24 protein-coding genes and 1 pseudogene are annotated in these 24,903 nt (G+C 66.8%); 9 read left to right on the top strand and 16 right to left on the bottom strand.

Going from position 1 to position 24,903, the window contains the following annotated elements; all coding sequences use genetic code 11:
- The 7 genes and pseudogenes from AC1DDO_RS21305 to AC1DDO_RS21275 form a co-directional block, all read right to left on the bottom strand.
- Positions 1–219: pseudogene (locus AC1DDO_RS21305) on the bottom strand (acetyl-coenzyme A synthetase); the annotation flags it as partial.
- A gap of 183 nt (positions 220–402) precedes the next feature.
- Positions 403–1,413, bottom strand: a complete 1,011-nt coding sequence (adhP, locus tag AC1DDO_RS21300; RefSeq protein ID WP_441411140.1) for an alcohol dehydrogenase AdhP — start codon at positions 1,411–1,413, stop codon at positions 403–405.
- A 259-nt stretch (positions 1,414–1,672) separates the two neighbouring features.
- Positions 1,673–2,989, bottom strand: a complete 1,317-nt coding sequence (locus AC1DDO_RS21295) for an ATP-binding protein (protein WP_476867465.1) — start codon at positions 2,987–2,989, stop codon at positions 1,673–1,675.
- Between the two features lie 132 nt (positions 2,990–3,121).
- Positions 3,122–4,717, bottom strand: coding sequence for an amino acid permease (locus tag AC1DDO_RS21290; RefSeq protein WP_476867466.1), 1,596 nt, complete (start codon positions 4,715–4,717; stop codon positions 3,122–3,124).
- A 27-nt stretch (positions 4,718–4,744) separates the two neighbouring features.
- Positions 4,745–6,160, bottom strand: a complete 1,416-nt coding sequence (locus AC1DDO_RS21285; protein ID WP_476972714.1) for an aspartate ammonia-lyase — start codon at positions 6,158–6,160, stop codon at positions 4,745–4,747.
- Positions 6,161–6,168: 8 nt separating this feature from the next.
- Positions 6,169–7,224 carry an asparaginase gene (locus AC1DDO_RS21280; RefSeq protein ID WP_476867468.1) on the bottom strand — a complete coding sequence of 352 codons (1,056 nt, stop codon included), beginning with the start codon at positions 7,222–7,224 and terminating at the stop codon, positions 6,169–6,171.
- A 90-nt stretch (positions 7,225–7,314) separates the two neighbouring features.
- On the bottom strand, positions 7,315–8,010 hold the full coding sequence (locus AC1DDO_RS21275; protein ID WP_476867469.1) for a FadR/GntR family transcriptional regulator: 696 nt from the start codon (positions 8,008–8,010) through the stop codon (positions 7,315–7,317).
- Between the two features lie 275 nt (positions 8,011–8,285).
- Here AC1DDO_RS21275 and AC1DDO_RS21270 point away from each other — a divergent pair, with 275 nt between their 5' ends.
- The gene (locus AC1DDO_RS21270) at positions 8,286–8,603 is read left to right on the top strand and encodes a type II toxin-antitoxin system Y4mF family antitoxin (RefSeq protein ID WP_476867470.1); all 318 of its coding nucleotides are present in this window, start codon (positions 8,286–8,288) and stop codon (positions 8,601–8,603) included.
- Positions 8,600–9,868 (top strand): type II toxin-antitoxin system HipA family toxin, encoded by a 1,269-nt coding sequence (locus AC1DDO_RS21265; RefSeq protein ID WP_476867471.1) that lies wholly within the window; start codon positions 8,600–8,602, stop codon positions 9,866–9,868. The genes AC1DDO_RS21270 and AC1DDO_RS21265 overlap by 4 nt, the downstream gene beginning before the upstream one ends.
- 113 nt (positions 9,869–9,981) lie before the next feature.
- On the opposite strand, the gene AC1DDO_RS21260 is transcribed toward AC1DDO_RS21265, so the two are convergent.
- A complete protein-coding gene (locus tag AC1DDO_RS21260; RefSeq protein WP_441411126.1) occupies positions 9,982–10,599 on the bottom strand; it encodes a uracil-DNA glycosylase family protein in 618 nt (205 codons plus the stop codon).
- Between the two features lie 210 nt (positions 10,600–10,809).
- Here AC1DDO_RS21260 and AC1DDO_RS21255 point away from each other — a divergent pair, with 210 nt between their 5' ends.
- Complete coding sequence (locus tag AC1DDO_RS21255) at positions 10,810–11,124, top strand: hypothetical protein (protein ID WP_476867472.1); 315 nt, start codon at positions 10,810–10,812, stop codon at positions 11,122–11,124.
- Positions 11,125–11,191: 67 nt separating this feature from the next.
- Complete coding sequence (locus tag AC1DDO_RS21250; RefSeq protein WP_476867473.1) at positions 11,192–11,701, top strand: hypothetical protein; 510 nt, start codon at positions 11,192–11,194, stop codon at positions 11,699–11,701.
- Between the two features lie 32 nt (positions 11,702–11,733).
- Here AC1DDO_RS21250 and AC1DDO_RS21245 read toward each other — a convergent pair whose 3' ends face one another.
- Complete coding sequence (locus AC1DDO_RS21245) at positions 11,734–13,284, bottom strand: amidohydrolase (RefSeq protein ID WP_476972713.1); 1,551 nt, start codon at positions 13,282–13,284, stop codon at positions 11,734–11,736.
- Between the two features lie 260 nt (positions 13,285–13,544).
- On the opposite strand from AC1DDO_RS21245, the gene AC1DDO_RS21240 reads away from it, so the two are divergent.
- From AC1DDO_RS21240 to AC1DDO_RS21230, 3 genes are all read left to right on the top strand, one after another.
- The gene (locus tag AC1DDO_RS21240; protein WP_441411123.1) at positions 13,545–13,880 is read left to right on the top strand and encodes a hypothetical protein; all 336 of its coding nucleotides are present in this window, start codon (positions 13,545–13,547) and stop codon (positions 13,878–13,880) included.
- Positions 13,877–14,932 (top strand): zinc-dependent alcohol dehydrogenase family protein, encoded by a 1,056-nt coding sequence (locus AC1DDO_RS21235; protein WP_476867475.1) that lies wholly within the window; start codon positions 13,877–13,879, stop codon positions 14,930–14,932. The genes AC1DDO_RS21240 and AC1DDO_RS21235 overlap by 4 nt, the downstream gene beginning before the upstream one ends.
- Before the next feature lie 107 nt (positions 14,933–15,039).
- Complete coding sequence (locus AC1DDO_RS21230) at positions 15,040–16,626, top strand: DUF4389 domain-containing protein (protein WP_476867476.1); 1,587 nt, start codon at positions 15,040–15,042, stop codon at positions 16,624–16,626.
- Between the two features lie 60 nt (positions 16,627–16,686).
- Here AC1DDO_RS21230 and AC1DDO_RS21225 read toward each other — a convergent pair whose 3' ends face one another.
- The 3 genes from AC1DDO_RS21225 to AC1DDO_RS21215 all read right to left on the bottom strand — a co-directional run bounded on the left by AC1DDO_RS21225 (position 16,687) and on the right by AC1DDO_RS21215 (position 18,700).
- On the bottom strand, positions 16,687–17,637 hold the full coding sequence (locus AC1DDO_RS21225; RefSeq protein WP_476867477.1) for a hypothetical protein: 951 nt from the start codon (positions 17,635–17,637) through the stop codon (positions 16,687–16,689).
- Positions 17,634–18,116, bottom strand: coding sequence for a hypothetical protein (locus tag AC1DDO_RS21220; protein ID WP_476867478.1), 483 nt, complete (start codon positions 18,114–18,116; stop codon positions 17,634–17,636). The genes AC1DDO_RS21225 and AC1DDO_RS21220 overlap by 4 nt, the downstream gene beginning before the upstream one ends.
- 146 nt (positions 18,117–18,262) lie before the next feature.
- A complete protein-coding gene (locus tag AC1DDO_RS21215; RefSeq protein ID WP_476867479.1) occupies positions 18,263–18,700 on the bottom strand; it encodes a hypothetical protein in 438 nt (145 codons plus the stop codon).
- 318 nt (positions 18,701–19,018) lie between these two features.
- Here AC1DDO_RS21215 and AC1DDO_RS21210 point away from each other — a divergent pair, with 318 nt between their 5' ends.
- Positions 19,019–19,798: an SDR family NAD(P)-dependent oxidoreductase gene (locus AC1DDO_RS21210; protein WP_476867480.1), complete on the top strand. Its 780-nt coding sequence runs from the start codon at positions 19,019–19,021 to the stop codon at positions 19,796–19,798.
- A gap of 6 nt (positions 19,799–19,804) precedes the next feature.
- Here the strand turns inward: AC1DDO_RS21210 and AC1DDO_RS21205 are convergent, their stop codons facing one another.
- The 4 genes from AC1DDO_RS21205 to AC1DDO_RS21190 form a co-directional block, all read right to left on the bottom strand.
- Positions 19,805–20,464 carry a GntR family transcriptional regulator gene (locus AC1DDO_RS21205; protein ID WP_441411116.1) on the bottom strand — a complete coding sequence of 220 codons (660 nt, stop codon included), beginning with the start codon at positions 20,462–20,464 and terminating at the stop codon, positions 19,805–19,807.
- 102 nt (positions 20,465–20,566) lie between these two features.
- On the bottom strand, positions 20,567–21,574 hold the full coding sequence (locus AC1DDO_RS21200; protein ID WP_476867481.1) for a transketolase family protein: 1,008 nt from the start codon (positions 21,572–21,574) through the stop codon (positions 20,567–20,569).
- Positions 21,571–22,455, bottom strand: coding sequence for a transketolase (locus AC1DDO_RS21195; RefSeq protein ID WP_476867482.1), 885 nt, complete (start codon positions 22,453–22,455; stop codon positions 21,571–21,573). The genes AC1DDO_RS21200 and AC1DDO_RS21195 overlap by 4 nt, the downstream gene beginning before the upstream one ends.
- A gap of 23 nt (positions 22,456–22,478) precedes the next feature.
- Complete coding sequence (locus AC1DDO_RS21190) at positions 22,479–23,816, bottom strand: MFS transporter (protein ID WP_476867483.1); 1,338 nt, start codon at positions 23,814–23,816, stop codon at positions 22,479–22,481.
- A 194-nt stretch (positions 23,817–24,010) separates the two neighbouring features.
- Here AC1DDO_RS21190 and AC1DDO_RS21185 point away from each other — a divergent pair, with 194 nt between their 5' ends.
- Positions 24,011–24,853 carry a sugar phosphate isomerase/epimerase family protein gene (locus AC1DDO_RS21185; RefSeq protein WP_476867484.1) on the top strand — a complete coding sequence of 281 codons (843 nt, stop codon included), beginning with the start codon at positions 24,011–24,013 and terminating at the stop codon, positions 24,851–24,853.
- The last annotated feature ends 50 nt before the right edge of the window (positions 24,854–24,903 follow it).

Genomic DNA, 24,903 nt, shown 5'->3' with positions numbered 1-24,903 from the left:
CTGGTCAAAGTCCCGGGACCAGTCCAGCAGTTCCCGGGCCTGCCTCGCCCAGAACGCGGGCCGGTCCGCGTCGGCCTCGGCATACTCACCCGCGGTCACCACCGCATTCGCCGCGAACTCCGCCGAAGGCGCGAACCGCCGGTCCTCCTGCGACAGATTCTCAAACGCATCGCCGCCCCGGAGGAGGCTGGATGATGCCGCGGTGCGGGCGTTGGACATGGGTAACCCCTGTTCTTTTGGTCGATGGACGGCTGTGAAGATGGACCGCTGTGAAGATGGATTGCTGTGGAGATGGACTGCGGTGAATATGCGTGCGGGTGTGGGAAGCCGCGGCAGCGCATCCCCAGGCGCGCCCAGGGATACGCCGCCGCAGGCAGCCAGGAGTGGTCAGTACCTAGTGACTCAGTACTTGAGGACCACGCGGCCGTCGATCTTGGCGTGCTTCATTTCATCGAGGACGGCATTGACCTCGGAGAGATTCCGGGTGGAAACCGTGGGGTGGATCTTGCCCTGGGCGTAGAAGTCCAGGGCCTCCTCGAGGTCCTGCCGGGTTCCCACGATGGAGCCCCGGACTGTCAGGCCCTTGAGCACAATCTCAAAGATCGGCGCGGGGAAGTCCCCCGGCGGCAGGCCGTTGAAAACGATCGTTCCGCCGCGGCGTGCCATGCCGATGGCCTGGCCGAACGCTGACGGGTGCACTGCGGTGACCAGGACTCCATGGCAACCTCCGGTTTCGCGCTGGATGACTTCGGCAGGGTCTTCGTGCAGGGCGTTGACCGTCAGCTCGGCGCCGTGCTTTTTGGCCAGGGCCAGTTTGTCGTCCGCGATGTCCACCGCGGCGACCCGAAGGCCCATGGCCACGGCGTACTGCACGGCGATGTGCCCCAGCCCGCCAATGCCGGAGATGGTGACCCACTGGCCCGGTTTGGCCTCGGTCATCTTCAGGCCCTTGTAGACGGTCACGCCGGCGCAGAGCACGGGTGCGACTTCCACCGGGTCCGAGCCGGCCGGGATGCGGGCGGCAAAACGGCTGTCGACCAGCATGTACTCGCCGAAGGAGCCGTCAACGCTGTAGCCGGCGTTCTGCTGGGCCTCGCACAGGGTTTCCCAGCCGGTCCGGCAGTACTGGCAGTCGCCGCAGGCCGACCAGAGCCAGGCGTTTCCCACGAGATCGCCGACGGCCAGATCGGTGACGCCCTCCCCGACGGCAACGACCTCGCCGACGCCTTCGTGGCCGGGAATGAACGGCGGTGACGGCTTGACCGGCCAGTCGCCCTCCGCGGCGTGCAGGTCTGTGTGGCATACCCCGCTGGTCAGTACTTTGACCAGGGCCTCGCCTCGTCCCGGGGTGGGCACCGGAAGGTCCTGGATCTGGAGGTCCTTGCCGAATTCGGTAACAACAGCAGCTTTCATCGTCGTCATTGTCGATATTCCTTCGTCGCTTGTAGCCGCAGCAAATAGTGCGCCGGCCTGAATTTGAGCATCACGCCAGAAGCCGGCCGTGGGTGCCCGTTGTCCGCCGAAAGCCTCACAAGGGGTGTGGGTGAGGCGATCATCGCCGGTACATGTGCTGAGCCGGATGATGGCCGTTGCCTAGAGCCTAGGGAGGCGAGGGTTGCGACGAGGTTGCAGCCTTGTGAATCAGGTCACCTGGGCGGGCCAGGGCGCCGGTCTACACCCGGCCCAGGGCGTCGATGTCCTCAAGGAACTGCTGGTGGACTTCGGGGCTGACCGTGGTCCGGGTTTCGGCGATCGCATCGAGGTAGTCCTGGGTCGAGGGGCCCTTCCGGACCGCCTCGCGGACTGAGGCGCTGCCACCGGAGGCTGCACCGCCGTCGTCGTACACCGCTTTTTCCAGCGCCCGCTGGGAGGCGCTGCGGGCCGCGTACTCGATGTCCGCGGGGGAGAAGCCTTCGGCGCGGTCCACCAGGAGCTCGACGTCGACGTCGTCCACCACGGCGGCGGGGATGAAGCGCTGCCACATGGCCTCGCGGGCCTGCCGGTCCGGCAGGCCGATCGGGATGACGTAATCGAACCGGCCGTGCCGCAGGAACGCCGAATCCAGGGCGCGGATGAAGTTGGTGGCGCAGACCAGGAGCCGGCCGGGCTGTTCGCGGAAGGCCGGGATGATCTTGAGCAGCTCGTTGGTGACACCCTGCAACGGAGAAGGCGGCTCGCCCGAGCGCTGCGCCGCGATCTCCTCCACCTCGTCGATGAACACGACGGCGTGCTCCAGTTCGGCGATCTCCAGGAAGGTCTCGCGCAGCGCCCCGGCCAGCCCCTTGGGGTCGGCGGCCAGCCGGGAGGGAAAGACCTCCACGAACGGCCACTCCAACCGGGACGCGATCGCCTTGGCAAAGGTCGTCTTGCCCGTGCCGGGAGGGCCGAAGAGGACCACCGCCCGCGGCGGCACCACCCCGTATTCGTCGGCGAGGTCGGCCTCAGCCAGCGGAAGAACCAGCCGGCGTTCCAGGAGTTCCTTTTCGCGGCGCATGCCCGCCACGTTCTCCCAGAGGTCGCGGGCCAGGATCCGGCCGCCCAGCAGGCTGAGGGGTTCCAGTTCCTGGCGCTGGACCGGGATTTTCCGCTCGAAGTAACGCAGGTTCTTCTTCAGCGCGAAACCGCGGCCGAGGAAGGCCTCCACCCGGGTTTCGGATTCGGGCATCAGGGCCGAGAGCTTGTTCAGCCCGTGCGGGGCCATCCTGTTCTCCACCGCGGCCAGCAACGACGTGCCGATGCCGCGGCCCCGGAAATCCGGCAGCGTGGCCAGGAAAACGATCCAGCCCTGGTCATGCGCGGCCCGTCCGACGGCGGCGCCCACCACCTGCTCGCCCTGCACCGCGACGACGGCATGGTCCTTTTCGCAGGAGGCAAGCACCTCGGAGAGGGCGTAGACCGGCTCGACGTTGGTGGCCTTCAGGGACTCCCAGAGGTGCAGGATCCCGTCTAGATCGGCCGAATGGAAATCCCTGATCCGCCAGTTGGTCATGAGCTGTCTCCCGGGTGGTTCGTCGCTGAGCCATGTTGAGTCTTGAGCTGAGCATATGCGAACCGGGTGCGCGAGGGGTTGCGGGGACGTTGCGTTACGCGGCCGCAGACGCGGCCGCGTAACGCCGGAGTGCTACTCCGAAATCCCGTCGGTGCCCGCTGCGTTCTTCCCTGCGGGGCGGTTGGCGACGAGCGGGTACGGGCCGGTGAACCCGTCGCGCACAGCGGCGATTTCCAGGATGCGGTCCCGGCAGAGGCGCCAGCCGAGCATCAGGAGCGGAATGATCACCACCAGGGACGCGATGGTCCACGTTCCCACGGGCGAGTCGAAGGCCATCAGGACCAGCACCGCCAGGAGGAAGGCCAGGGTGATCCAGCCCGTGACGGGTGCGCCCGGCATGCGGAAAGCGGGCCGGAGGAGTTCCCCGCGGGCGGCGAGCCGGGCAAGCTGCATCTGGCACAGGACGATCATGGCCCAGGTGCTGATGATGCCCAGCGATGCGACGTTGAGGACGATCTCGAACGCCTCGGCCGGGACCACGGCGTTCAGGACCACACCCAGCACCGCGACGGCGGCGGTGAGCGCGATTCCGCCATACGGGACACCGGACTTGTTCATCCGCGCTGCGAACTTCGGCGCGGAGCCCGAGACGGACATCGAACGCATGATCCGGCCGGTGGAGTAGAGGCCGGCGTTGAGCGAGGACAGCGCCGCGGTGAGGACCACGAGGTTCATGATGGCGTCCACGCCGTCCACGCCGATGGAGCCGAAGAACGTCACGAAGGGGCTTTCGCCGGCCTTGTAGGAGCTGTAGGGCAGCAGGAGGGAGAGCAGCACCAGCGAGCCGACGTAGAACACCGCGATGCGCACGATCACCGTGTTGATGGCCCGCGGCATGATCTTCTCCGGGTTCTCCGTCTCGCCGGCGGCGGTGCCGATCAGTTCGATCGAGGCGTAGGCGAACACGACGCCCTGCATCACCACGATGGCCGGCACCAGGCCGTTGGGGAACAGGCCGCCGTTGTCCGCGATCAGGCTGAAGCCGACCTCCTGGCCTGCCACGGGCGTGCCGAAGATGACGAAGTAGATGCCCACGACCAGGAAGGACACCAGCGCCACGACCTTGATGAGCGCGAACCAGAATTCAAGCTCGCCGAACACCTTGACGCTGATGAGGTTCAGGCCCAGGACCAGGATCAGGGCTGCCAGGGCCCAGGTCCACTGCGGCACGTCCGCGATGGGCGCCCAGTACTTCTTGAAGAAGTTCATGTACAGCGCGACGGCGGTGATGTCCACGATCGCCGTCATGGCCCAGTTCAGCCAGTACAGCCAGCCCGTGACGAACGCGGCTTTCTCGCCGAAGAACTCGCGGGCGTAGGAGACGAAGGAGCCCGACGACGGCCGGTGCATGACGAGTTCGCCGAGCGCGCGCAGGATCATGAAGGCGAAGAACCCGCAGACGGCATAGCTGATGATCAGGGCCGGTCCGGCGGTGGCGAGACGGCCGCCGGCGCCCATGAACAGGCCAGTGCCGATCGCACCGCCGATCGCGATCATCTGGACCTGCCGGGGTTTCAGGCCCTTGTGGTAGCCCTGGTCCTCGGCGTGGAGCGCGGCCCCGGAGGCATGGGCATGCGCCGGAATGGTGTGGTCGGAGACGGCCTGTTGTTGGGCCGACAGTTCTTGGGCTGGCTGTTTTTGGGCACGGGCAGTTTCGGGATGAGTCATCGGGGTCCTTCGGGGTTCGAGGGTGCGCTACTTGCTCAGGTTGGCCAGGCGCTGCGGGCTGAGGAGCTCGGTGAGCTGCTCGGCAGTGAGCAGCCCGTGTTCAAGCACGAGCTCCGCGACCCCCTTGCCGGTGGCGAGGGCTTCCTGCGCGATGGCCGTGGCCGTGGCGTAGCCCAGGTGCGGGTTCAGGGCGGTGACGAGGCCAATCGACTGCTCCACAGTGAGGCGGAGGTGTTCGGTGTTGGCGGTGATGCCCCGGACGCAGCGGGCCGTGAGGGTGCGGCAGGCGGCTTCCAGGTGGGAGATGCTCTTGTGGAGGCTGTGGACGATGATGGGTTCGAAGGCGTTGAGCTGGAGCTGGCCGGCTTCTGCGGCCATGGTGATGGTGACGTCGTTGCCGATCACCTCGTAGGCGACCTGGCTGACCACTTCCGGGATGACCGGGTTGATCTTGCCGGGCATAATCGAGGAGCCGGACTGCACGGCCGGTAGGTTGATTTCGCCGAATCCGGCGCGCGGGCCGGAGGAGAGCAGCCGGAGGTCGTTGCAGATCTTGGAGAGCTTCACGGCCACCCGCTTGAGGACGCCGGAAAGATGCACGAAGGCGCCGACATCCTGGGTGGCCTCGATCAGGTCCACGGCCGTGACCAGGGGCAGGCCGGTGATTTCGGCCAGGTGCCGGCAGGCGGCCTCGGCGTACCCGGCCGGCGCGTTGAGTCCGGTGCCGATCGCGGTGGCGCCGAGGTTGATTTCATGGATCAGCAGGTCGGCCTCGGCCAGGCGGAGCCGGTCCTCGCCTATCGTGACGGCGTAGGTGCCGAATTCCTGGCCGAGGGTCATGGGGACGGCGTCCTGGAGCTGCGTGCGGCCCATCTTCACCACCGTGCGGAACTCGAGGGCCTTCGCGGCGAAGGCGTCTTCGAGCTCGGTGAGCGCTTCCAGCAGTTCCCGGGCAGCAAAGATCGTGCCGAGCTTGACCGCGGTGGGGTAGACGTCGTTGGTGGACTGGCTGAGATTGACGTGGTCGTTGGGGTGCAGCCGGGCGTAGTCGCCCTTCGGGTGGCCGAGGATTTCCAGGGCCCGGTTGGCGATGACCTCGTTGGCGTTCATGTTCGACGACGTCCCGGCACCGCCCTGGATGACGTCGACCACGAACTGCTCGCTGAGTTTGCCGTCCAGGACGTCGGCGCAGGCTTCCTCAATGGCTGTGGCGCGCTGGGCGTCGAGCAGTCCGAGCTCGTGGTTGGTGCGTGCGGCGGCCAGTTTCACGGCGGCCAGCCCGCGGACCAGGTACATGTTGGAGGAGAGCGGCTGGCCGGTAATCGGGAAGTTCTCCACGGCCCGGAGGGTGTGGACGCCCCAGTAGGCGTCGGCGGGAACATCCCGGTCGCCCAGGAGGTCGTGTTCGGAGCGGAAGTCTGCACGTTCGTCGGGCGATGTCATGGCGGTCCTTACAGGTCGTCGGAGGCGTTGGAGGTCTGGGGGAACGAACTGGGGGCAGCCGGGAAATCGGTGGCCTGCAGCAGCCCGACGGGCCGGCCGCCGCCCAGCACGGGGATCGCGGCGAGGCGCGCCAAGGGGGAGGTGTCGACGTCGAGCGCGGCCAGGAGGCGCACGGTGACGGGCATCCGGGCCCGGTCTCCGCCGTCGGAGACCTTTACGGCGATGGCGCGGCCGTCCGGGAGGCCCACCAGCTGGACGCCCTCGAAGCCGTCCTTGGCCAGCAAACCGGGAACCAGGCGCATCAGGGCGGTGACATCCCGGTCCTCGCCCGCAACCATCTCGGGGTTGCTGCGCATGGCTCGGGCGACGGCGGCTTCCGCACCGCCGTCGGAACCCTCCGCCGCGGCCAGACGTCCGAACGCGCGCGCCATGCCACGCAGCGTCAGGGCGAAGAGCGGGGTCCCGCAGCCGTCAGTGGTGGTGCGCTGCGGGTCCTCGCCGGTCAGGTCCACCACGGTCTGGGCCACGAGCCGCTGCAGCGGGTGTTCCGGGTCCAGGTAGCCCCGGACCGGCCAGCCGTTGATGACGCAGGTGGCGGCCATGGCGGCATGCTTTCCGGAGCAGTTCTGGGCCAGCTGGGTGGGCTGGCCGCCGTCGCCGAGCCAGTCCTCCCGCTCGCGGGCGCCGTAGGGGAGGTCGGTGCTGTTCTCGAGGTCCTCGGGGGTCAGCCCATGCAGGTCCAGGATGCGGAGCGCGCCGTCACGGTGGGCTGCGGCGCCCGAATGGCTGGCTGCCGTGAGGGCAAGGAGCTCGTCCGGGAGGTCAAGGCCTGCGCGGACCATGGCGACGGCCTGCAGGGGCTTCAGGGCGGACCGCGGGTAGAACGGGGCGAGGGGCTCGCCGGCGGCCAGGAGGATCCGGCCGTCCGCCGCGGTGGCGATGGCCGAGCCGTAGTGGACGCTTTCGACGATGCCGTCGCGGGTCTGGACCGCGAGTGGCGCGTGTTGCGGGAGCCGCTCCTGGGCCAGCGGGGTCGGGATGTGCGCGAGGGCGGGAGAAATCATTGCGTCCTTTTGGCGGGGTGGTTGTGGGTGGTCACTGTGTTGCTGACCCGGTGCTTGCGGAAAAGGGGTGTCAGGCGCTGACGTCTGGCGTCAGGGGTTGAGGATCGAGTCGAGGGCAATGCCCACCGCATGGAGGTGCTGGCTCATGGCGATGCGCGCCGTCGCGGCGTCGCCGGCTTCAATGGCGGCCAGGATGCGCCGGTGTTCCTCGTTGGACGCGTGCTGGCGGTCCGCCACCATGTTTAGGGTCTCGGACTGGTGGGCGAGGGCGTCGCGGATGTCCGCGACGACGTTTTCGAACACTTTGTTCCGGCTTGCCCGCGCGATCAATGCGTGGAAGCTGGAGTCCAGGCCCACCCAGACTTCGGGGTCGTCCTCGCCGGTCATCGCGGCGACGACGTCCCGGAGCATGGCCAGTTCCTCGGGTGATCGGCGCTCGGCAGCCAAACCGGCGGCAGGAACCTCGATATGGGGACGCGCCTCCGTGAGGTCGTGCGCGGAATATTGGCCCAGGACCAGGTCCTTGGCCACGTGGTTGGCGACGACGAACGTTCCCCGCCCGGTCTTGGTGACCGTCAGGCCCAGGGCGGTGCATGAGCGCAGTGCCTCGCGGACCACCGAGCGGCTCACGCCGTACTCCTGGGCGAGGTTGGCCTCGGAGCTCAGCTTGGTGCCGACGCCGAGCTTGCCGGATTCGATTTCGGAGCGGAGGACATTGAAGACTGCCTCGGCCGCGCTAAGGCGGGCCAACGGCTGTCCTGCTGTCCGGCTGTCTGACAGGTTCACGCCTTAAAATATGGCAGGCGTCACACCGGGTGTCAATTGTGACGGCGACGGCGGCCCACCCGATGTTGAGCAGTTCAACGTTGGGGGCACTGCCATGCGCCCTCCGGACGGAAAGGTCCATTCCATGACTGGATGCCCCGCTCCGCCGGTACGAACGTGCCGGAACTACCCTGTGCAGGTGCGTTTGTCCGATCTATACTGGAAATACGCCCAAAACGGCACGTTCGTACCTATAGGCGCGAGTCAAACGTGAGTTGATCAACGGAAAGGCGGCCATGGGGAACTCGTTTACGGACGACCTCGCCGCTGAGGTCCGCGGCCGGCGCGGGGCGCTCCGGCTCAGCCAGCGTGATCTGGCCGAATTGGCCGGGGTTTCCGAGCGCTTCGTCCGGTTCGTCGAACAGGGCAAACGCACGGTGCAGCTGGATTCCCTGCTGGCACTCCTGGGCACGCTTGGGCTGGAGCTCCGGATCCAGACCCGGACCAGTGCCGCCGCCCGGGCGCTGGCCGGGCCTTCAACCAGCGGAGATATAGGTGCCAGCGAACCGCCGGCAAACGGCAATCAGCGGAACGGCCCGGAGGCCCGGCCATGAGGCACCGCATTGCGGATATTTACAAGGCCGGCCTGCTGGCGGCGCGGCTGGAGCGGCACGACGGCGGCACCAGGTTCAGCTACCTGCCGGCCTATCTGGCGTCCGGCGGGCCCGCCGTCGCAAGTTCCCTGCCGCTGACTGCGGACCCCGTCCTGTCCGCGGCGGGGGCTGCTCCGCCGTATTTCACCGGGCTCCTGCCGGAGGGGCGGCGGCTAAATGCGTTGCGCCGCTCCGTCAAGACCAGCGTGGACGATGAGTTGTCCCTGCTCATCGCGGCCGGCGCCAATCCGGTGGGTGACGTGCAGATCGTCGGACATGGCGAGAAGCTGGACCCGGACGAGCACGCCGTCGAGCTTGACCCCGGGACGCCCGTCGATTTCGATGCCCTGCTGGGCGACTCCGGGCTCATTGACCCCGTGGCACTGGCCGGAGTGCAGGACAAGCTGTCCGCGGGAATGATCTCCATGCCGGTGGCCAGCTCCGGCCGGCGGTACATCCTCAAACTCAACGCGCCCGAGTTCCCGCACGTCGTCGAGAACGAGTACGCGATGTTCCGGTACGCGGCGCGGCTGCGGATTCCGTTGAGCCGAGTCCAGCTGATCCGCGACGTCGCTGGCCGGCCGGGCTTGCTCGTTGAACGCTTCGACCGGGTGCCTGTCGCCGAATTGGCGGCTCCGAAGGCGGCGGGTCCGAAGGCGGCGGCCGGGTCGCCGGATGCCGTGCAGCGTCTCGCCGTCGAGGACGGAGCGCAGGTGCTGGGTCTTTACCCGGCGGACAAATACAACGTGGGCTACGGGCAGGTGTGCCAAGCGCTGGCGGCGTACTGCGCGGCTCCGCTGCCTGCTTTGCGGAATTTGGCTCTCCAGGCGGCATTTGCGTGGCTTACGGGCAACGGTGACCTGCATGCCAAAAACGTTTCCATGGTGCAGCAGCCAACCGGGGAGTGGGCCATCGCACCGGTCTACGACATCCCCTCCACTGTTGTGTATGGCGACAAGACACTCGCCCTGACCCTGGACGGCAAGCGGACGGGGATCTCGAGGAAGCACTTCCTGGGCTGGGCCGCGGGGATGGGGCTGACTGAGCGGTCAGCCGTGCAGGTTCTTGAGCTGGCGTTGAGGGCGTCGGGGCCGCTGCTGACCGACCTTCAGGCGGGTACGGCGTTCCGCTCGATGACCGACGACGGCGCCGCGCCGTTTTCGGCGATGGTCACCCGGGACTGGCTCAAGGAGCTCAGGCACAGGCGCAGGCTGCTGTCGGGGTGATGCCGACGGCGTCGAAACCGGGCGGCGGCGTAATCCGGCGGCATCGTATGGATGTGGCGGCAACACGCGACCGCCGCAGCTGCCGGCGTCGTAATCTGCCGGGGCGCGATGCCTCAGAGGTGCTGGATGCCGGCCCGCTGCATTGCGTCTTTGTAGACCTCAACGTTTTTGGCGAGGAGCTCTTCCTGTTTGGCTGCCGAGACGGCGAAGGCGCGGCCGCCAAGCGCGGTGGCCTTGTAGATCTTGACGCCATGGTTCTTCAGTGAGGAATGGTAGGTCTTCTCGAAGAGCGTCAGGAAGGAGTGGGCGTCGGCGCCGTGGGCAATCACGGCCGAGACCCGCTTGTTAATCTTCAGGAACTGGCGGAAGGGCCGCAGGCCGTCCGTCTTCTCCTGGACGTTGAGGGCCGAGGCGGCGTCCGGATCGCGGATCCACGGGTAGGCATTCCACGGCATGACGTAGCGGGGATCCAGCTCTGCGGCCTCGTAGATGGAGGTGGCGCGGCGTGCGGCTTCATCGTCATTGAAGTGCGAGACGAACCCCGATTCCGTGCCCTTGCCGGGGCTGATATGCAGGCTGACGATCCTGCATTCGTCCTCGTCATGGATGGGGTCGATGTAGGGGACCACGGATCCAGGCTTCTTTTCCATGAGTTCGTCGCACAGCTGCGTCACCGCGGCGATGTTCGGCTCCTGCAGCAGGGTCTTTTTTTCGTCCCAGTCAATCGTCACGATTTCTCCCTCAGCACTTGGCGTCCAGAATCAGGCGGCTTCCTCCACTCTACGCTTTCGCGGCAGGGGGTGGTTCGGGCGGGGCATTCATTTCGGTCGCCAAGGGCGGGTCAATGGCCTACTTCCTCTGGTTCTGGCGATGGGGCGGGCGTAGGCTTTAAGTACCTGCAGGTAACCATCTGACGACGCCGGGTTGTTCGGGACATTGAAGTGTCCGAGCCTTCTCATAGCGAGATCGCGAAGGTACCTGCAGGCCTGACGCCAAGCTGCCACCGGGGTGGAGGGCGTCTTTTCTTTGTCGCCGACGCCGACGCCGGGAGAGATCTTGTCAGCGCGGACAGAGCCTGCGACCGGCCGTTTCCCACCGTCAGCTTTGAGTCCATCGGGGAGAACGCCAACGGCCTCGCCGGGGCCATCTTCGCCACGGGTGCCGCCGGCGTCACCGCCAACGCGGACGCCAAGGCTCCGAGCGTCAGGCTCGACTTCTACGATCAAACCGGGCTGGGCACCTTCACGCGCGGCTGAGCACGGACTTCCGCACGCTTTCTTCCGTAAGCTTCAAGGGCGCACACTGCCCCAAGTCAAGGAATCCATGCCGATCAACAGACAGACACTCAAAGAAGACGGGTTTACGGGGTTTCGGCCCCTCGCAGCAGCGGACGTCAACCGGATCCCGCAGCGGACCGGGATCTTCGCGCTGCTGCGGCCTGCAGGCTATGAGCCGGGGTTCCTGCCCAAGAGCACGGCGGGGGTCTTCAAGAAGAAGGAGCCCTCCGTAGCGGAGTCTGCGTTGAGCGCGGAGTGGGTTGACGACGCCGACGTCGTCTACATCGGGAAAGCGGGCGCCGGCAGCAAGGGCAACCGCGGACTTCGTCGACAAATCCAGGAGTTCATCGATTTCGGCAAGGGCAAGCCGCCGGGCCATTGGGACGGCCGGCTGATCTGGCAGCTCGCCGACCCCGGTTCCCTCCTGATTGCCTGGAAGGAGCTGCCGGCAGAGGCGGTCACCGGGGCGGAGGCCGGATACCACGCCCGGTTCCGCGAAGACCATGGCCGGCTGCCGTTCGCCAACCTCGTCCAGGCGCGCGTGAAAGGCAAGTAGGCCAAGCACCCTGGCCAAGGCATCTCACGCGGCTACAGACCGCCGTGAGTAAACCGTCCCGCCACCAATGTGGCGGCCACGGGCATGGCCGCAAACTCGGCGTCGGAAACCGTCAGCGGGTCGCCGTCGAGCACGGCAATATCGGCCGGATCCCCAACCCGGAGCCGGCCACGGCCGCGGGTTGACGCCGTGAGGGCCTCCTGCCGCGTGAGGGCCTGCTCGGCATGCCACGGCCCGCGGCCATCCTGCCGGGCCCGCGCCGTGGCGGCGGACATGGCAGTCCACGGATCCAGCGGTGCCACCGGAGCATCGGAACCAAGGGCGAGCGTTGCCCCGGCGGCCACCAACGAACGGAGCGGGAACGACCGGTCCGTGCGGCCGGGCCAGTTCGCCTCGGCGGCGTCCCGGTCATCAAGGGCATGCGCGGGCTGGACGCTCGCGGTCACGCCCAACCGGGCGAAGCGTGCGAAATCCTCGCTCCGGACAAACTGGGCATGCTCCACCCGCCCGGCGATGCCCGCCGCCTCAAACGCATCCAGCGCGACCCGGTTGGCCGCGTCCCCAATCGCATGGACCGCCGGCACAAAACCAGCCCGCCGCGCCTGGACCAGCAGGGCGAGCAGCTCGGTCTCGCTCACCGTCAGCAGGCCGTGGCCGCCGTTCGGATACGGGTCGACGCAGAACGCCGTGCGGGTATTGAGCGAGCCGTCGATCAGCACCTTCAGTGGGCCCACGGTCAGGAGCCCGCCGCTGCCGGTCACCTCCAACCCGGTCCGCAGCCCCTCGGCCACGGCCCGGTCAAGATCCTGCGCATAGACCGCGGCTTCAACCCGCAGGGCAGCGAAACCGCCGGAAATCCGCCGCAGCCAGGCGTCGCGGTTCCACGTCATCTCGAAGTCCACGATCCCGACGACGCCCCGCGCGGCAGCATCCTTCCCCGCCTGCTGCACCCACGGATCCACCACCGTAACCGGGAGCCGGCCGAGTTCACGGGTCAGGGCGAACGCCGGATCTTCCCGGAGCAGCCCGTCCGCATCCACCGGCACCCCGTATCGTTGGGCCGCAGCGGAGTTGAGCCAGACGCAATGGAGATCGTGGCTGATAAGCGCCGTCGGCCGGCCGCGCGTCACGCCGTCAAGGAGGTCCAGGCTGGGCAGGTCCGGCCAGACGGCATCGCGGAAACCGACGCCGACCAGCGTCGCGACAGCTCCGGAAGCGGCCCCACCGCCGTCGGTGCCGGCGCCGCCGTCGACGCCGGGGACATGAGAGTCAGTGATGTGAGACCCGACGACGGCGGCCGCCTCGCGCGCCGAGCCGGCGCCGGAGAGGTCAAGCCGGTTGGAGGCCAGTGCCCACTGCGTCATGTGGACATGCTCATCCCACAGCCCCGGAATGACGCAGCGGCCGTCCAGATCCACCACCCGCGTGCCGGCCGGGGCCGCAGCCACGTCCGGGCGCGTTGGGACGATCGCGGACACGGCGCCGTCGCGGACATGAACGTCGAAGCTGGCGTGGTCCCCGGGCAGCCGGGCGGAGGCCAGCACGAGATCCGGTGCGCGGCCGGGATCGAGTGGATCAGACATAGGAACAGGCTAGGCGCCCACAGGCCCTGACCCAAAGCCAGCCGACGCCGCATGGGCACAAGGGACTTTCGCCCCTTACCCCTGCAACGGGTCCCCACCAAGCTGATTGTGGGGAGGTTCCTGCACGGCCAGTTGGGGGCCGCGTAGTTGAGGGAGGAATCGCCCCATGGAATGCAGTACGGGTCTCACCGCACATTGGGGAAGGAAATGGCGTTTTGCATTTTCCGGCTTCAGCAGGAAAGGCAGGAGACCACGGCCACATGACCATGCACCACCATTCGGGGGACCCTAAACTCAAAGTTCTCATCCGCCTTAACGCCGACGCCGAATCAGCCCGGATCGAGGTACACGGCATCGTGACCGCAGCCAACGTGCGGGCACTCTACGTTGTGTGCCGCCGCGTCTCGGGCAAGCTCCCCGGGTTCGAACTCGTGCTGGACCTTGCGCATGCCCGCGTCTCGGCCGCGGCGATCGAGGAACTCCGTGAGCGCGCCCGCGTCTCATTGCTGTATTCGGGGATCGACGGCACCGAGACGCCATGCCGCCTGCGCCTGGTGGACCCACTAGTCATTCTCAAAGCCAAGGAACACGTATGAAAGCCCTCGTCTACGGCGGGCCTGGAGAGAAGTCGTGGACCGAGGTCCCCGACCCTAGAATTCAGAACCCCAGCGATGTGATCGTCAAAGTGGACACCACCACTATCTGCGGTACGGATCTGCACATCCTCAAGGGCGACGTCCCGACCGTAGCCAGGGGCCGGATCCTTGGCCACGAAGGTGTCGGCACCATCACGGAGATCGGCGCTTCCGTGACCAGCCTCAAAGTCGGGGACCGCGTCATCATCTCCTGCATCAAGTCCTGCGGGCACTGCGCCAACTGCAAGACGGGACTGTACTCACACTGCCTCGGCGAGGAAGGAACCTCGGGCATCGGCTGGGTTTTCGGGCATCTGATTGACGGCACCCAGGCTGAGTTCGTCCGCGTCCCGTACGCCGAGAACTCCCTGCACCTCCTGCCGGAAGGAGTAAGCGACCAACAAGCCGTCATGCTCTCCGACATCCTTCCCACCGGCTTTGAGATCGGCGTGCAGTACGGCCGGGTCAAGCCCGGCGACACGGTGGCCGTAATCGGCGCCGGTCCCGTTGGGCTCGCCGCGATCTGTACCGCCGGACTTTATGGCGCCGCGACCATCATCGCCGTCGACCTCGACGCGAACCGGCTCGAAAAGTCGCGCGAATTCGGTGCCACGGATGTGGTGCTCTCCAGCGACGCCGATTGGAGGGAACAGGTGATGGTCCTGACCGACGGGCAGGGCGTGGATGTCGCGATCGAGGCGGTCGGCGTGCCGGCGACGTTCACGATGTGTACAGACATCGTGCGGCCCGGCGGCAACGTCGCCAACGTGGGCGTGCACGGCAGGGCCGTGGAACTGCACGTCGAAGACCTCTGGATCCGGAACATCAACATCAGCATGGGCCTGGTAAACACCAACACCACCCCCATGCTGCTCAAGCTCGTGGCACAGCAAAAAATCCCGGCGGACAGATTCGCCACCCACCACTTCATCTTTGACGAGTTCATGGAGGCGTACGACACCTTCGCCCGCGCGGCGGAGACCAAAGCCCTCAAAGTGGTGATCACGGCGTAAAAGTGGTCCGAGCATCTGAGGCGGACCATCTGAAAGGGACCTTCTGAAAAGGGACCATCTGAAAGGGACCTTCTGAAAAGGGACCTTCTGAGAGGACGGTGGCGGCCATGAAAGCAGGCCGGATTGTCATGCTGGTGATCGGCGCGCTGTGCGCGATGCTCGGGCTGGGGCTGCTGGCCGGCGCCGGGGTCGCGGGCTGGGTCAACTACCAGCAGCGCGACGGCAGGTACTTCATCACACAGCCGGCGCCGTTCACCGCCAATTCCTACGCGCTGACCACGCCCGGGCTGGACTTCGGGACCGGGGGCGGCATGCGCGACGGCGTCCCGCCGGGTTTTGCGGGCAGCGTGCTGCTCCGTGGTTCCACCACCGATCCCGGCAAGGACATCTTCATCGGCGTTGGGCCGCAGGCTGACGTCGCAGCCTATCTGGCCGGGGTCCGTCACACCGAAATCGCAAACATCAGGGTCAACCCCTTCCGGGTCCTGTACCGCGATGTGCCCGGCGCCAGCATCCCCTCCGATCCGGCGCAGCAGAACTTCTGGGCCGCGACCGCCACGGGCCCGGGTGAGCAGGACCTCACCTGGGACCTTCGGTCCGGAGACTGGGCCGTAGTGGTCATGAACGCCGACGCGAGTGCCCCGGTAAGCGTGAACCTGCAGGCAGGGGCACGTTCCGGTCTGCTCCTGCCTGTGTTCATCGGCCTGCTGATCGGCGGCCTGGTGATGCTGCTGATCGGAGTGCCGCTGATAGTGCTGGGCGCCGCGGGGCTCGGCCGCGCTGCGGGCAAGGGCGGCCCCGGCAGCGGCGTCCCTCCCGGCCAGCTGCCACCCCAGGCCGGCCAGCCGTACCCGGTGGGCCCGTACGCGCCCGGGACCGCCCCTGGCCAACACAACGTGGCTGCCTCCTACAACATGGCTGCGCCGGCAGGCGCTGTAGCCGCCTACGCCGCCGCGCCGGGAACTCCCTATCCGATGACGCCGGGCGCGACGACAGCCTACGTGTACCCCGCGCGCCTCCACGGCTACCTGGACCCGAACCTGTCGCGCTGGATGTGGCTGGTGAAGTGGTTCCTGGCCATCCCGCACTGCATCATCCTGTTCTTCCTGTGGTTCGCCTTCGCCGTGGTCACGATCGTGGCCTGGTTCGCGATCCTTTTCACGGCGCACTACCCCCGCTCGCTGTTCAACTTCAGCGTCGGCGTGATCCGCTGGAACTGGCGCGTGGCCTACTACGCCTTCAGCGCGATCGGCACGGACGCCTACCCGCCCTTCACCCTGGCGCGCACCGACTACCCGGCGGACTTCGACGTCGACTATCCCGCACGGCTGTCCCGCGGCCTGGTGCTGGTGAAATCGTGGCTGCTGGCCATTCCGCATCTGCTGATTATCAGCATCCTGACGGGGACGGCGAGGGCGTGGGAGTACCGTGACGGCCAGTGGGTTCAGTATGGCGTAGGCATCTCCCTGATGGGGCTGCTGGTCCTCATCGCGGGCGTGATCCTGTTGTTCACGGGGCAATACTGGCGGGGGATCTTCGACCTCCTGCTCGGCCTGAACCGCTGGATCTACCGCGTCATCGCCTACGTTGCCCTCATGCGGGACGAATATCCGCCGTTCCACCTCGACATGGGTCCCGTCGATCCGGGCGACGTGCCCTTGCCCGCCTCCGGAGCTAGTGCCGTGCCTCGTTGACCGGGGTGCCGGACCCGATCTGATCCAGCGTATATCCGCCCGGGTGGGTGAGCGACGGAGTCACGGGAGCCGGTTCAGGTCGAGCTGCTCTTCGGCGGCCAGGAGGAACGTGCGCTCCTGCCCGGTCAGGGTTCCGCCGGAGGCGAGCTCAGCGTCCCAGACCTCGACGATCATCCGGTGCAGCCGTTCCCGGGCCGGCGCGGCGGGGTCGCTTTCGAGGAGGCGTCCGGGATCGACATTGTGCAGGACCCGTTCCCTGATGGGTTCGACGCCGGCGAGGGTTTTGGCCTCCCAGCGGGCCCGGCGTTTTCGTCCGCTCCGGCCTGCCAGGGCTGGCAGCAACAGACCCGCCCCGACCAGGATGAAGGCGAGCATCTCCACGACTCGGATAACTGAGTCGGAGGGGAGCGGAACGGCCGCGAACGCCGGCAAGCGGATCGAGAGCAGCCCGATCGTGAACTTGATCGTGACGACGAGGCCGAGGGCGCAACCGGCGCCGGCCATGGTGAAGCCGGCTTTGAAAGACCGGCGCATCCGCGGGACATACCGGAAACACACGACGGCGCCGCCGCAGCAGATCCAACCTATGAATCCGACAAGCACGGCGGAAAACAGGGCCGCTGGCAGGCGGTCGTGGTAGAGGCCCCAGCTGTCCGTGGTGGTAGTGGGGCCTGTCAGGACAAACAGCATGAACTCCAGCGCTAACGTGAGCGTTAGCGGCAGCGTGCGGATCACGGCCCGGCGCGGGTCGGCCGGCATTATCGCCTCAAGAACGGCGCGCCGGAGGTACCAGAGACTGAGGATAACTGAGGAATGCAGGGCGAGCTTTGCGATGTTGACGCCGCCGATGTGGGCATCGATCGTGGCGTACACGGCCGGCGACATCAGCACCGACGCGATCCCGGCGAACACTGCCGCGAGGAACACGGTGTCCCGGCGGTTCCGGACCACGGCCGGGATGCGAACCGTGGCCAGAACAAAGAGAACAGCGGCCGTCAGGAGCTGGATCATCCGAACACTGAGCCGAAGTTGCCCGGCTGGCCGCCGGAGCGGTCCTGGGAGCTGCGGATACGCGCGGCGAGACGGTCGGCCAGGAGCTCCGCTGCGACCTCGAACTCATTGAGGAAATCAGCCCTCTTGAGCGCCCTGACGACGCGCTCCGGATCCAGGTCCGGGAAGAACGTGGCGGCGTATTCGGCGGACACAATGTCCTGCTCGTGGCGCAGGATCATGTGGGCGAATTCGTGGAGGACAATCTGCTGCCGATGGACCTCGGAGGCTGCCCGTGCGTGCAGGATCAGGTCCATATGGTCAAGCCCGAACCACAGACCGCAGACCTTATCGGTGGCCCCTTCGATGGGGTTGATGACGATCTTGCGGTCCCGCAGCCGTTCAAGGTGCCGCTGGAGAGAAGCCAGCGAGACCGGCTCGCTGAGGCAGAGGCCGGCTTCTGCTTCCCGTGCCCGCGAACGGGCGGCGTCGTAATCCATGTACCGAGTCCTTGGCTGTTGATAGAGCGTCAGCGTGGACACGCCACTTCCTGACGGCCAAACCTCGCCAGAATCCTATCAGTGCAGGTCAAAGGGCGGTTAGCGGGTCAAGGAGCACCAACTTGCGGCTTCCCGACGCCGGGGAATCACCGCTGATCCGGATCCTCGCGGGAGAGCTGCTCATCGATCAGGTCCCGGATCTGGAGCAGGGTCTCCGGGGAGAGTCCGTCCAGTTGGCGGGCGGCAAAGTTGCGTACCTTGTTGGCCCGCATGGAGGCGAGCAATTCGAGCTGCGCCTCGACCCGGGGCGGAAGTTCTTCATCACCGTCGATCAGGTAGTTCTCGCTGACGCCGAAGAACTTGGCCAGGTTCTGCAGGAGTTCGACTTTCTTGACGGCCGGTCCCGAGCCCGATCGCATGTAGTGCCACCTGGCCCGCGAGAGCGGCGTCCCGGCAGCGGACATGGCATCCCGGACGTCATTGAACGTGATTTTCCGGCCCTCGGCCTCGGCGCTGTCCAGGAGGATGTTCAGCTTGCGGGCCAGGGCTAGACCCGGCGCGGAGGTCGGCTGGTCGTCGCTCACAATGGCTTCCTTCATCGGCCGGGCTGCATCAGCCGCGGCTTGTCACAAAACTTCAGGTCGCCAGCGAGTTTAGCAGATTGGACATGTCTAATCTGTTCCGGGTACGCTCAGGGCGAGAAATTGGACGTGTCCAATTACTCGCTGTAGGGGCGGCAGCAGTCCGCCCGCATCGTCGTGGTTCGGCCAGGAGTGTGCAATTGGGGGGACACCTGGCCGGGTCCCGGCGTCGCGGTGGTCCCGCCCGTCCTCTTGCCACCGGCCCTGCGCAAGAACATAGTTGAGGGAATTCACGAACTCCGCGGCACTAGGCAGGCGACCATGGTGAACATCGGGATTGAGGAACACGGCTTACTGCACGGCAAGACTGCCCTGATCTACGGCGGCGGCGGGGCAGTGGGCGGGGCGGTGGCCAGAGCCTTGGCGGCCGACGGCGCCACGGTCCATATCGCCGGGAGGACCGAATCGCGGCTGGAGAAAGTGGCCAATGACATCCGCGAGGCCGGAGGCACGGCCGAAACCGCCGTCGTCGACGCCCTGGACGAAGAGCAAGTGGATGCCTTCGTGAACCGGGTGGCGAAGAAGAGCAAGAGGATCGACATCTCCTTCAATGTGATCTCGTTCGGCGACGTCCAGCAGCCGCTCATGGAGATTGACGTCGATGACTTCACCCGTCCCATCGCCCTCGCCGCGCGCACGCACTTCCTCACCACCCGCGCGGCCGCCGGCTACATGGTCAAGCAGCGCTCCGGTGTGGTGCTCATGTTCGGCGGTTCGGGTCCACAGACGATCCCCGGCCTGGGCGGATTCAAGGTGGCGCTGGACGCGATGGAAGGGCTGCGCCGGCAGTGGGCGCTTGAGCTGGGAAAACACGGCGTCAGGGTGGTCACCATGGTCACCGGAGGCATTATCGAAACCATCCCGTGGCAGGCCGAAGGCCGCGAGGAGATCGTGGTGGAGATCGCCAGGGCCGCGCACCTGAACCGCACAGCCACGCTGACGGACGTCGGAAACGTGGCCTCCTTCATCGTCTCGGACAAGGCGGCGGCCATCACCGACGCCACCGTCAACATCTCCGCCGGCGCGATCGTGGACTACTGACGCCGGCTAGGCCACCAGGTTGGCCGCGGCAACATCCATGTGTTCGAGGACCGTTGTGCGGGCCAGTACCGCATTCCCGGTTTCGATCGCCGCGACGATGTCGTGGTGGCGGTCCACGCTCATGTTTTTGACGGCCCGCTCAATCCCGGCAAACATGATCGACATCCGGATGGAGCCCTCAAGGGACTCCCAGGAGTGCAGCAGGGTCTCGTTTCCAGTGAGCCGGCACAGCGTCCGGTGGAACTCGAGGTCGGATTCAATCCGTTCTTCCAGGCTCGCCTCGGCAGCCGCGGCCATGGCATCGACCGCCGAACGCAGGGACGCGATCACAGAGGCCCGGTCCGGCAATTCGCACAGCGTCCGGACCGCGAGCGATTCCAGGGCCGCCCTGACGGCGAAAATGTCCCGGATCTCCTTGCCGTCCAGGTGACGCACGGACAGCCTGCCGCGCGGTCCGGCCGACAGCAGTCCTTCTTGCTCCAGTTGGCGCAGGGCCTCGCGCAGCGTGCCGCGGCTGATCTGGAGCATGTCGGACAGTTCGGTCTCCACCAGATGCCGCCCGGGCTCCAGTTCGCCGCTCGTGATGGCCGTGCGCAAGGCGGATAGCGCCTGCTCGCGGAGGCTCTTCTTTTCCAGTCCGAGAAGCGGGGCTGTTGCTCCGGCCATGGTTAGTCCTCACCGTCAGTGGTCAACTGTTTACAGTTGGTGTGTTAACAGTTGATGGTACGCCACGTGCGCGGGGCCGGCAGCAGCCGCCCCCGCGCACCTTCAGCCAAGTTCGGCGAGCACCTTGGCGACGATCCGCTGCACCGAGAGCCCGTACCGTTCATGCAGGGTGGGCAGCGCGCCGGCATCGAGGAATTCGTCGGGCAGGGCCACCGGCACCACCCGTTTGCCCAGGCCCGCGGTGACCACGGCCGAGGCGACGGTCTCGAACAGGCCGCCCACCACACTGTGGTTCTCCAGCGTGACCGCGAGGCGGTCCGTGTTCAGCTCCGCGAGGACTGTCGCGGTGTCGAACGGCTTGATGGTGGGGGCATGGACGACGGCGACGTCCACATTGTGCGCCGCCAGCGCCTCGGCCGCCTGGAGCGCCCGCATGGTCATGAGCCCGCTGGAGACAAAGACGACGTCGTTGCCCCCGCGCAGGACCTTCGCCTTGCCGAGTTCGAAGGTGTAGCCGTACTCATCCAGCACCGTGGGGACATTGCCGCGGAGCAGCCGCAGGTATGTGGGCCCGTCGGTGGCGGCCAGCTGAGGGACTGCCTGCTCGATGTCGATCGAGTCGCAGGGATCCACGATGGTCAGGTTGGGCATGCCCCGGAAGATCGCCATGTCCTCGGTGGCCTGATGGCTTGGGCCGTAGCCGGTGGTCAGTCCGGGGAGGCCGCCGACGATATTGACATTCAGGTTCGGCTCGGCGGCGTCCAGGCACAGGAAGTCGTAGGCGCGCCGGGCAGCGAACACCGAGTAGGTCGATGCGAACGGGACCAGCCCGGTCTCCGCCAGGCCGGCCGCGGCGCCGAAGAGCAGCTGCTCGGCCATGCCCATCTGGAAGAAGCGTTCCGGGAAGGCCTGGGCGAAGATGTGCATGTCCGTGTATTTGCCCAGGTCCGCGGTCAGTCCCACGATCTTCTCGTTCCCCTGGGCCGCCTTGACCAGTGCGTGTCCGAACGGCGCGGACGCGGTCTTCTGGCCCGGATCCGCGAAGGAGGCGATCATGGCCGAGGTCTTCAGCTTGGGGGCAGTGCCCTTCAAATCAGTGGCGGTGCTCATCGTGCGGCCTTCCCTTTGAATCCTGCAGTCAGCTGCTCGCGGCAGAGCTGCCATTCGTGTTCCTCGATGCGCATGAAGTGCGCCTTTTCGCGGTCCTCGAGCAGCGGAACTCCGCGGCCCACCTTCGTGTCGCACAGGATCACGGAGGGACGTCCGACGGCGGCCGCCTGGGCGGCCGCGTTGTCGAACGCGGCCAGCAGAGCGCCGACGTCGTTCCCGTCCACGCGCTGGGTGTACCAGCCGAAGGCTTCCCACTTCTCGGTGACGGGCTCGGTGCGCAGCACGGTGTCCGTCTTGCCGTCGGCCTGCAGGGCGTTGATGTCCACCATGGCAGTCAGGTTGCCAAGCTGGTGGTGGTGGGCGCCCATCGCAGCCTCCCATGTGGAGCCTTCGTCGAGTTCGCCGTCGGAGAGGAAGTTGTAGACCCGGGCGTCGGAGCCTTGGTAGCGCAGGCCCAGGGCGGCGCCGACGGCGATCGAGAGGCCGTGGCCGAGGGAGCCGCCGGAAATTTCCATGCCGGGGGTGTAGGTGGACATCCCGGACATCGGCAGCCGGGAATCGTCCGAGCCGTACGTCTCCAGTTCCTTGACGGGGATGATTCCGGCCTCGGCGAGGGCCGCGTAGTGGCCGATCGCGTAGTGGCCGGTGGAAAGCAGGAACCGGTCCCGTTCTTCCCAGGCGGGATCCTCGGCACGGAACCGGAGCTGGTCCGCATAGACAACCGCCAGTATGTCCGCGGCGCCAAGGGCCTGGCCCACATAGCCCTGGCCCTGGACCTCGCCCATGTTCAGGGCATGGTGCCGGATCCGGTAGGCCGCGGCCGAAACGCTCTCGACGCGTTCTGTTGGGGTGGTGGTCACGGTTTCCTTGGTGGCGGTCATTTGGGCTTCTTCTGTCGTGGCCATCAGGCGCTCACGTGGGCGGGTGTGTTTTTGGTGGCCTCATCCGCCAGCTGGCGTTCGCGCCGGCCCCAGGTTTCGCGGGTGACGACGGCGGCCCAGAGCCCGATTGCGGCGTACGTGCCGAAGAGCAGTGCCGGTCCCATCCAGCCGAAGCTGACGAAGAGCAGGGTGGTGATGAAAGGGGTGAACCCGGAGACCATTGCCGAGATCTGGTAGGCCAGCGAGGCGCCTGAGGCGCGGGTCTTGGCCTGGAAGAGCTCCGGGAACCAGGCGCCCTGGGCGCCGGCGAGCGAGTTCTGGCACACGGCGTAGGAGATCACGAGGGTGGCGATGATGAAGATGAACAGGCCGGTGTTGACCAGGAGGAACATGGGCACGGCGAACGCCACCGCGAAGGCGCAGGACCAGATGTAGAGCGGGCGCCGGCCGATCCTGTCAGTCAGGCGGGCCCAGGCCTGGGTGGCGAAGATGCCGATCGCGGAGGCGATGCAAAGCGCCACGAGGGTCTGGGTCTTGTCGGCCAGATGCTGGCTGTTGAGGTAGGAAATCATGTAGGTGATGGACACGGCGTAGCCTGCGGTCTCGGCGATGCGGAGGCCGATGCCCTTGACGATATTGCGCCAGTCCGTCTTGAGGACCTCGACGATGGGTGACTTCACGATGGCGCCGCTGTCCTTGACCTCGTCGAAGACCGGGGATTCGGGGACCTTGGAGCGGATGATCAGGCCGACGACGACCAGCACGATGCTGGCGAGGAACGGAATGCGCCAGGCGAGTTCGCCGCCGAGCTGGACGCTGAAGAGGAACACGAGGTTGGCCAGCAGCAGCCCGACCGGGAAGCCGGCCTGGACCATGCCGGTGTACTTGCCCTTGGACTTCCAGGGCGCGTGCTCGTAGCTCATGAGGATGGCGCCGCCCCATTCCGCGCCGAAGGCCAGGCCCTGTACGATCCGGACGAACACGAGCAAGGCAGGAGCCAGGAGACCGACCTGGCTGTAGGTGGGAAGCAGGCCGATCACGAAGGTTGCGACGCCCATCAGGATCAGGGAGGCCACCAGGACGGGCTTGCGGCCCAGCTTGTCACCGAGGTGGCCGCCGATGATGCCGCCGATCGGCCGGGCCGCGAAGCCGACGCCGAGGGTGGCGAACGCGGCCAGCGTTCCCGTCACCGGATCACCGGTGGGGAAGAACGCCGTGCCGAAGTACAGGGCCGCAGCCGTGCCGAAGCCAATGAAGTCGTACGTTTCGATCACTGCCCCGACGCTGGAACCGATCGCGACGCGTTTCGCTTCCTTGGTGCCATGCACCGGGCCCCGCATGGTGAGAGCTTCGTTGCTCATGTCAATCCCTTTCGAAGAGAGCTGCCGGCGCTTCCGCACCAACACTGTCGACTGTTAACAGATGATACGCCAGTGTGACCCGCGCCATAAGTAATTGTCAACAGTCAACTTCAAGGGTTGACTGTTGACAGTCGACTTTGTAGTGTGGTCCCTATCACTACCGCCCTCGGGGCACGACCAGAGGATCAACGACGATGTTCAATTCCCGACTCGGCTGCTCGTCCATCAGCTTCCGTCACCAGGACCTGCCGACCGCCCTGCGGACCATCAGCGGCCTCGGTTTTGAGGAAATAGACCTCGGCGCCCTCCCCGGGGTATGCGACCACGTCCCCTACGACCTCGACGCCGATGCCGTCGCCACCGTGACGGCCGACGTCGTCGCCTCCGGACTGCGGGTGCGGTCCGTCAACGGGGACATCGGGGACCTGAACGCCGTGCTCAACGCCGACACGCAGTCCGCCCGGAACCGGCACCTGGACGCCCTCCTCACCCTTGCGGCCGGCACCGGCGCCAAGGCCCTGGTCCTGCCCTGCGGCGCCCTTGGCCACGACCCGGTCCGCAGCCTCGACGAGGACCTGGACACCGTTGCCGCCCAGCTCATCGCAGCCAAGCGGCGTGCGGACACGTTCGGCGTCGAGCTCTGGACCGAATCACTGCACTTCCTGCGGTTCTGCTGGAACCTGGAGCGCGCGGAACTGCTGGCGAAGCGGCTGGCCGGCTCCGGCGTCGGGATCGTCATGGACTTCAGCCACATCGTGGCCGCCGGCGAGGACCCGCTGGAATACCTCGAGCGGCACCAGGGCCGGGTGGCCCACGTCCACCTGCGCGACGCCGTGCCGGGGAACATCAACCTCAGCATCGGCAACGGCCAGGCCGATTTCGCCGCCGGACTGCGCGCCCTCGCGGCCGGAGGCTACACCGGCCACTTCTCCCTGGAACTGGAGACCCGGGACGTCACCCACGAGGAACGCCCCGCCGCGGCCGCCAAGGCCGCCAGCTTCATCACCGACCTCATCGATCCGTCGATTGCTCCGTAACCGCCCTTTTGAACAGTCAAAACGGCGTTTTCCGAGCACTCGATTCCATC

Source organism: Arthrobacter sp. 10N43 (genome assembly GCF_056394525.1).
The sequence above is the reverse complement of the archived record's forward strand: the minus strand, read 5'-3'. Positions and strand labels throughout refer to the sequence as shown.